The organism is Mesorhizobium sp. M1A.F.Ca.IN.020.06.1.1 (assembly GCF_004023265.1).
GTDB lineage: Bacteria > Pseudomonadota > Alphaproteobacteria > Rhizobiales > Rhizobiaceae > Mesorhizobium.
The window spans coordinates 1-1,944 of record NZ_RZSR01001058.1 but is presented as its reverse complement, the minus strand read 5'-3'; the positions used below and the strand labels follow the sequence as shown (position 1 = coordinate 1,944).

General features: G+C 60.9%; 2 protein-coding genes and 1 pseudogene. All 3 read right to left on the bottom strand.

Annotated elements, in window-relative coordinates; all coding sequences use genetic code 11:
- Positions 1 to 849 (bottom strand): carbohydrate ABC transporter permease (locus EOA60_RS30880; RefSeq protein WP_095826158.1); only part of this gene is annotated, 849 nt, incomplete at its 3' end.
- Positions 849 to 1,733 (bottom strand): sugar ABC transporter permease, encoded by an 885-nt coding sequence (locus EOA60_RS30875; RefSeq protein WP_095826159.1) that lies wholly within the window; start codon positions 1,731 to 1,733, stop codon positions 849 to 851. The genes EOA60_RS30880 and EOA60_RS30875, both read right to left, overlap by 1 nt.
- 65 nt (positions 1,734 to 1,798) lie before the next feature.
- Positions 1,799 to 1,944, bottom strand: a pseudogene (locus EOA60_RS30870) (carbohydrate ABC transporter substrate-binding protein); the annotation flags it as partial.

Here is a 1,944-nt window from a genome sequence, read left to right as displayed (position 1 = left end):
TCCCTTGACGGCTCCCATGGTGAGGCCGGCGACAAAGTGCTTCTGCATCATGAAGAACATCACGACCGGGGGCAGGGCGACGAAGATCGTGGCCGCCGAGACGATGTTCCAGGCCGATGTCCATTCGCCGCGCAGATTGTTCAAACCTGCGGTAACGGGTTTGACCGCGTCACTCTGGGTAAGGACGATCGCCCAGAAATAGTCGTTCCAGACGAAGGTGAAGGTGAGGATCGCGAGTGCCGCCAGTGCAGGCCGGACCAGCGGAACAACCACGTGGCGCAATGTCTGGAACGGCGAGGCGCCTTCGGCGCGCGCCGCCTGGAACAGTTCGCCCGGGAGAGCGGCGATGAAGTTGCGCATGAAAAGCGTGGCGAAGCCGGTCTGGAAGGCAATGTGGAAAACGATCAGCGCATAGACGGTGTCGTAGAGACCCAGCCTCACCATCAGGTCGCGGACCGGGATCATCATGATCTGCGCCGGCAGGAAATTGCCACCGACGAAGAGGGCGAAGATGAGGTTGGAGCCACGGAACTGGTAGCGCGACAAGACGAAGCCGGTCAGTGTCGACAGGATGAGAACGCCGATGACGGACGGAATGGTGATCAGCAGGCTGTTCAGGAAAAAGCGCAGCATGGCGGTCTGGTCGAAAACCGCCTTGTAGTTGTCGATCAGGCTGAATTTCTGCGGCCAGCCCCAATAGTTGCCGGCCATCAGCTCCTCGTTGGAACGGATCGAGGTCAGCATCACGGCGAGCAGAGGCAGCAGCCACAGGATCACGACCAGGGTTACACCACCTAGATAGAGGGCTCGCTGGATCCTGGCGTTTTCGGGAATGGGGCGCGGGTACATCAGGCGTTGCTCCGCTCGGCCTTGATGAGGCCACTGAGATACCAGGCGATGAAGACGATCATGATCACGAACAGCACGGTGGCGATCGCGGCGCCGTAGCCAAAGCGGTAGGAAAAGATCGACTCCTGATACATCTGGTAGGCGAGCACGGTGGACGAGCCATAGGGGCCGCCACTGGTCATGACCGCGATCATGTCGAAGGAGCGCAGCGCACCGATCACCGTCACCGCGATGGCGATGAAGCCGACCTGCGACAGTTGCGGCAGGACGACATGGCGCAACATGCGCCAGCCGCGCGCACCGTCGACGCGTCCGGCGGCGATCAGATCGTCGTTGAGGCTGTTCAGTCCCGCCAGGAACAGGATCATGCAGAACGCGATCTGTGGCCATAGACCGGCGGCGGCTACCGCGAAGGTGACGAAGGTCTCGTCTGAAAGCAGCGCCGGGGCGGTACCGCCAAAGGCGCCGAAGAGAAGCTGCAGCAACCCGAAGTTTGGATCATAGACCCATCCGAACACGACACCGACGGTGACGGTCGCCAGCACAAGCGGCACGAAGAACAGCGACTTGAGGATGCGCATGCCGCGGATCTGCTGATTCACGATCAGCGCAAGCGCCAGGCCGGTCGGCGGCGCCAGCATGAAGATCAGCAGCCAGATTACGTTGTTCTTGAGCGAGACGTAGAACTGCGGATCGTCGGCCAGTTCGACATAGTTGGCGAGCCCGACCCAGGTCTTGGCGCCAATCCCATCCCAGTCGTGCAGCGAAATCCAGACCGTCTCGATGGAGGCGGCAAGGATCACCGAGCCGAACAGGATGAGGCCCGGCAGCAGGAAAAGTACCGGCGTCAACCAATGACGATTTCTGCGCCAGACAGGAGGCATGGCGTTCCATCCGAAAAAAGAGAGACGGGAGCCGCCGAAAGGCGGCGCCCGTCAGCCAGGGAGGATCAACCGAAGATTCTCTTGCGGGTTTTTTCGAGGCGCTTGAGGATCTGCTCACGTCGCTCAGGCTTGACCATGAATTCCTGCAGCCCCGCCATCCCTTCCTGGGCCATGTCCGGATCGGTGTCGCGATCGTAATATTGCGATGTTC